Annotated in this window: 5 protein-coding genes and 1 pseudogene; 2 read left to right on the forward strand and 4 right to left on the reverse strand. The window is 68.3% G+C overall.

What is annotated here, in order from left to right:
- Both IT540_RS12975 and purE read right to left on the reverse strand, forming a co-directional pair.
- A partial coding sequence (locus IT540_RS12975; RefSeq protein WP_291178426.1) for an ATP-grasp domain-containing protein occupies positions 1 to 837 on the reverse strand: 837 nt, incomplete at its 3' end.
- Entirely contained in the window at positions 834 to 1,328 is a 495-nt protein-coding gene (gene purE, locus IT540_RS12980) for a 5-(carboxyamino)imidazole ribonucleotide mutase (RefSeq protein ID WP_291178429.1), read from the reverse strand. The genes purE and IT540_RS12975, both read right to left, overlap by 4 nt.
- 274 nt (positions 1,329 to 1,602) lie before the next feature.
- Between purE and IT540_RS12985 the strand changes: the two genes are divergently transcribed.
- A complete protein-coding gene (locus IT540_RS12985) occupies positions 1,603 to 3,312 on the forward strand; it encodes a L,D-transpeptidase family protein (RefSeq protein WP_291178432.1) in 1,710 nt (569 codons plus the stop codon).
- An 80-nt stretch (positions 3,313 to 3,392) separates the two neighbouring features.
- On the opposite strand, the gene IT540_RS12990 is transcribed toward IT540_RS12985, so the two are convergent.
- A complete protein-coding gene (locus IT540_RS12990) occupies positions 3,393 to 4,202 on the reverse strand; it encodes a DUF4846 domain-containing protein (protein ID WP_291178435.1) in 810 nt (269 codons plus the stop codon).
- 204 nt (positions 4,203 to 4,406) lie between these two features.
- Here IT540_RS12990 and IT540_RS12995 point away from each other — a divergent pair, with 204 nt between their 5' ends.
- On the forward strand, positions 4,407 to 4,715 hold the full coding sequence (locus IT540_RS12995) for a hypothetical protein (protein WP_291178438.1): 309 nt from the start codon (positions 4,407 to 4,409) through the stop codon (positions 4,713 to 4,715).
- Between the two features lie 73 nt (positions 4,716 to 4,788).
- Here IT540_RS12995 and glnA read toward each other — a convergent pair.
- Positions 4,789 to 5,410: pseudogene (gene glnA / locus IT540_RS13000) on the reverse strand (glutamine synthetase); the annotation flags it as partial.

The raw sequence follows: 5,410 nt of genomic DNA on the forward strand, positions 1-5,410 counted from the left end.
CCAGTGGCCGGAGTTGTGCACGCGCGGGGCGATCTCGTTGACGACCAGCGGCTCGGCGGCGTCCGGCACATAGAACATCTCCACGCCGAGCACGCCCACGTAGCCGAGCGCGTCCGCGATGGCGCCCGCGATCTCGGTCGCCCGCGCGGCGTGTGCGGGCGGCAGCGGGGAGGGGACGGTCGAGGTGTCGAGGATGCCGTCCTTATGCGTGTTGAGCGGGATGTCGTAGAAGCGTTCCTCGCCCGAGAGCGCGCGCACGACCAGCACCGAGACCTCGTAGGCGAAGGGCACCAGGCCTTCGAGCACGGATGGCGCGCGGGCGAGGCTCTCGAACGCGGGGGCAAGCTCGGCGGCGCTCCCGATGCGCACCTGGCCCTTGCCGTCGTAGCCGAAGCGGCGCGTCTTCAGGATGCCCGCGGGGCCGATGGCGCGGAGCGCGGCGTCGAAGGAGCCCTCGCCGTCGACGGATGCGAAGGGGGCCACCGGGATGCCGAGCGCGGAGATGAAGGTCTTCTCCTCCAGGCGATCCTGCGCGACGGCCAGTGCCTTCGGTCCCGGCCGGACGGGTGCTGCCGCCTCGGCGGCGGCCGCTGCCTCGAGCGGCACGTTTTCGAATTCGTAGGTGACGACGTCGACGGCCTCGGCAAAGGCGCGGATCTTCGTCGTGTCCTCGAACGGGCCGATGGTGGAGGCGGCCGCCACGTCGCAGGCGCCGCCCGGCACGTCCGAGTAGACGTGGCACTTGAGGCCGATCTCGGCGGCGGCGAGCGACAGCATGCGCCCCAACTGGCCGCCGCCCAGGATGCCGATGGTCGAGCCGGGAGGAAGCGCGGTCATTCGCTCGTCGGGTCCTCGGCGACGGACGACGTCTGCCGCTCGCGGTAAGCCGAGACGCGGGCAGCGAGGTCGGCGTCGGCGAGGGCCAGGATCTGCGCGGCGAGCAGCCCGGCGTTGGTGGCGCCCGCTTCCCCGATGGCGAGCGTGCCGACCGGGATGCCGCCCGGCATCTGCACGATGGAATAGAGGCTGTCCTGGCCGCCGAGGCTCTTGGTCTGGATCGGCACGCCGAGCACGGGAAGCGCCGTCATGGAGGCGGTCATGCCGGGCAGGTGCGCCGCGCCGCCGGCGCCGGCGATGATGACCTTGAGGCCGCGCTCGGCGGCCGAGCGGGCGTAACGGACCAGCCGGTCAGGCGTGCGGTGGGCGGAGACGATCTTGGTCTCGTAGGGGACGGCGAGCTCGTCGAGGATGTCGGCCGCCCGCTTCATGGTCGGCCAGTCGGACTGGCTGCCCATGATGATCCCCACTTCCGCTCGGCGCTTGCTCATCGGCCTTCCCTCGGGAAAACGGGCCATTTAGAGGAGGTCGCGGCCGGTTGCAAGGCGGAAACGCCCGTTGTTGCAGGCCAACCCACCACTCTTTGACGCGACGGTTTCCGGTTTGCCGTGCAAACCCAATGCAGCCACAACTTTGGGCGAGGCTCGGAGCCGAGAGAACATGGCAAGCGGGGTGTTGAAACGGCAGGCGCAGAGGCAGGGGCGCGCCGCGAGGCGGCTCGAATCGCCTAGTGTTTCCCGGCACCTGAGCTTTCGGAGACGCACCATGGGTCGCTTTGCGCTGCTGACGGTCATTCCGGCGCTGCTGTTCGCGGCGGTGGCCAGCGCGGAAACCGCGACGCCGCCGTCAGCCCCGCCGGAGACGTCGGCGCTGCAATCGGCGGATCCCACCGAGGCGAAGGCGGATGCTCCTCCTGCCGCTTCCGGACCCGCGAATACGACCGCGCCTGCCACTACTTCCGAGCCAAGTGCCGCGACCGAGCCGGACGCTGCGACCGAATCCGCGGCGGCGCCGGCGGTTGTCGAGCCGGAGACGCCGGTCGGAAAGGCCGTCAAGGCCCGCATCGAGGCCCTTGCCGACGACGGCACCGATGCGGAGAAGAAAGAGCACGCGGCGCTGGCCGCCTTCTACGGTGCACGCGCCTATGCGCCGCTGTGGGTCGCAGCAGCGGGACTCAATGCCGACGCGCAGGGCGTCGTCGCCGAATTCGGCAAGTCAGGGGATTGGGGACTGGAGCCGCGCGATTTTTCCGCGCCCAAGCTCGAAAGCGCGGCCGACCTCTCGCCGGAAGCGCAGGCCGCGGCCGAGGTCGAGTTGTCGCTCACCGTGCTCAAGTACGCGCGCTTCGCGCGGGGCGGGCGCATCGCGCATCCGGCCGAGCAGCTCAACTCCAACCTCGACCGCAAGCCGCAGCTTCTCGATCCCGCCCAGGTTCTCACGGACATCGCCGCGGCGCCTGATAAGGCGGCCGCCCTCGTTGGCACGCATCCGCAACACGTGCAGTTCCAGCGGCTGCGTGAGAAGTACGTCGAGGCGATCGGCAAGACCGGCGGCAAGCCGAATGCCGCGGCCAAGAAACTGCTTGCCAACATGGAGATGTGGCGCTGGATGTGGGCCGATCTCGGTGATCTGCATCTGATGGCCAACGTGCCGAGCTACATGATCGAGGTGGTCAAGGACGGCGAGACCATCCACAGCGAGCGCATCGTGGTCGGCGAGATCGGGAAGCAGAGCTCGATCTTCACGCGGCGGCTTAATGACATCACGTTCCGGCCGATGTGGCGTGTGCCGGAGAGCATCAAGGTCAACGAGCTGTGGCCCAGCATGCTGCGCGGCGGCGGGCTCATGCGCCAGTACGGGCTCGAGGTCGAGACGAAGGACGGCCGCCGCCTCGACTGGCGCACCATGGACTGGCGCTCGCTCGACATCCGTGAGTACGAGGTGGTGCAGCCGCCGGGGCGCAATAGCGCGATGGGCGTCGTGAAGTTCTCCTTTCCGAGCCAGCATACGATCTTCATGCACGACACGCCCGACAAGTGGATGTTCAGCTCGAAGCAGCGCACGCTTTCCCACGGCTGCTTGCGGCTGCGCAATCCGCTGCGTGTCGCAGAGCTCGTGCTCGCTCACGACAAGGGCTGGGATGCGGCCAAGGTGGCGGAGCTGGCGAAGAGCGGCCCGCTCCACAACGAGGTGCTGATCGAGAAACGGATCCCGATGCACATCGCCTACTTCACGGCGTGGGTGGACGACAAAGGGACGCTCAAGACCTACAGCGACATCTACGGCCACGAGAAGCGTGTGACGCAGGCGCTGGACGGCAAGTGGCAGCAGATCGCCAAGGGGCGCGATCATCTGGCACCCGTGGTGCCCAACAAGGCGCACCTCGAGGCGCGGCCCGTGAAGGAGGCGTCGCGCCGGTCCGGCACCTCGGCCAACGAGGACTTCTTCAGCTCCTTCTTCGGCGGTGGGTACTAGCTCTCTTTGCGCTGGGTCCCGGCTCTGCACTCCGGCGTTCGCCGTCGCTTGGCCGGGATGACAGGATGTGCGTGGAGGGACTAAGGCCAGCGGCGCAATGCGGTGCGCAGGAAAACCCACTCGGGTGTCACGAGCTGGTCGCCGATCGGGGTTGCGTACCACGGTGAGCCGTCGGTGGACTTCGGGTTCTTGAGAACATGGATGTCCTGCGCCGGCATGTAGCTCTGGAGCAGCAGGAAGCGCTTCTCGCCGGTCTCCCGGTTCTCCACAAGGTCGGCGACGAGCACCGCGTGTCCGGGGAAGCCGCCCTTGATGAATACGTCGCCGATGGCGATGTCGTCCGCCGCGATCGGCTTCAGCTCGCGCTCGAGCGAGTAGGTGCCGGCGTAGGCGAACACGAGGTCCATGTACTTGCGCAGGCCGGCGTGGTCCTTGCGCTTGGCGCTCGCAAAGCGCATGCGCTTGCCGTTGGTGTTGTCGAACGCGATCTCCTTGTCGCGGCGCTGGCTGAAGAGCCATTCGGCGCGCAGGCGCATGATGGCGTCGGCGCACTGCTGCAGGTCGCGCTTGCCGATGTCGATGTCGATCACGGCGGCGTGCACGTCCTGGCGCCACTTGGGCCTGCCGGTGTGCGTCAGCACGGGCGCGCCCTCGGCGCGCATCGGAAGGCCGCGCAGCCAGGCGGCGAACGAGCCTTCGGCCGCGGGCGTGCGCGTGAAGCCGGGCGGCGGGGCGATGCGCTCCGCGAGGGTTGCCGCGGGTGCGGGATCGGTGCCGAGCCAGCCGTACGGTGCGCGGGCCTCGGCCGTGGATGCGACAGCCAGCGCCAAAGCCACGGCGGCTATCAGACGTACGTAAAGACCGACGAGAGGCGAGGGGCGACGCATCATGCTCCCTGGATGGCACGCGATCGTGGCGCGGTCGCGACCGCTGTCCGCGTGCGGGCGCTTATGCAAGTCGAGCCCGTCCGTAGTTAACCCGGCGTTGAGGGGCAGGGGATATGCTCAGCCGACCGCCCATCGCGGGCCGGGCCCGAGCTTGCCGGACCTCAGGACCGCGAGGGCTCCCCGTGCTCCAGGCCTTGCGAGGCTGTCATGAGATCGGCGATCGGTTTTCTTTCGCTGCTAGCCTTCGGATTTCTCGCCGCCGGCGTGCTGACTGTCGCCGGTTCCGGAACCGCCACGGATTTCTCGTTCGACGGGGCGACGGGCATCGGCGCCACGGGCGTCCACCTCGGCTCGCTCCTGATCGGCATGGTGCTCGGCATCGTGCTCTCGGCGCTGGCGCGTGTGTCCTGGGCCGAGCTGCCGCGCCGCTTCGCGGGCTGGCTATTGGCCTACGAGCGCGCGTTCTACCGTCTCGCGCTGGCCGGCGTCTTCGTCGGCATCCTCCTCTTCTACTGATCCGCGGCTGCGCAACGCAGAAGGCCCGGCATCGCTGCCGAGCCTTCCGTTCTCGCCCCGTCGTTATTGGGGATCAGACCGAGTAGTACATGTCGTACTCGACCGGGTGCGGCGTGATCTCGTAGCGGATGTTCTCCGCCATGCGCAGCTCGATGTAGGCATCGATCATGTCGTCGGTCATGACGCCGCCGGCCTTCAGGAACCCGCGGTCCTTGTCGAGCGAGGCCAGGGCCTCGCGCAGGCTGCCCGAAACGGTCGGGATCTTGGCCAGCTCCGCAGGCGGCAGGTCGTAGAGGTTCTTGTCCATCGGGTCGCCCGGATGGATCTTGTTCTGGATGCCGTCGAGGCCGGCCATCAGCATGGCCGTGAAGGCCAAGTACGGGTTGGCGGCCGGATCCGGGAAGCGGATCTCGATGCGCTTGGCCTTCGGGCTCGACACGATCGGGATGCGGCACGAGGCCGAGCGGTTGCGCGCCGAGTAGGCGAGCAGCACGGGCGCCTCGTAGCCCGGCACCAGACGCTTGTAGGAGTTGGTGGTCGGGTTGGTGAAGGCGTTGATGGCCTTGGCGTGCTTCAGGATGCCGCCGATGTAATAGAGGCAGGTGTCCGAGAGGTCGGAGTACTTGTTGCCGGCGAACACCGGCTCGCTGCCCTTCCAGATCGACTGGTGCACGTGCATGCCCGAGCCGTTGTCG

It is taken from the genome of Hyphomicrobium sp., from assembly GCF_020852195.1.
Classification (GTDB): Bacteria; Pseudomonadota; Alphaproteobacteria; order Rhizobiales; family Hyphomicrobiaceae; genus Hyphomicrobium_C.

Bases quoted from the DNA above. Each gene is read 5' to 3' on its own strand.
- purE (WP_291178429.1), bottom strand. From the start codon at position 1,328: ATGAGCAAGCGCCGAGCGGAAGTGGGGATCATCATGGGCAGCCAGTCC.
- IT540_RS12985 (WP_291178432.1), top strand. From the start codon at position 1,603: ATGGGTCGCTTTGCGCTGCTGACGGTCATTCCGGCGCTGCTGTTCGCG.
- IT540_RS12990 (WP_291178435.1), bottom strand. From the start codon at position 4,202: ATGATGCGTCGCCCCTCGCCTCTCGTCGGTCTTTACGTACGTCTGATA.
- IT540_RS12995 (WP_291178438.1), top strand. From the start codon at position 4,407: ATGAGATCGGCGATCGGTTTTCTTTCGCTGCTAGCCTTCGGATTTCTC.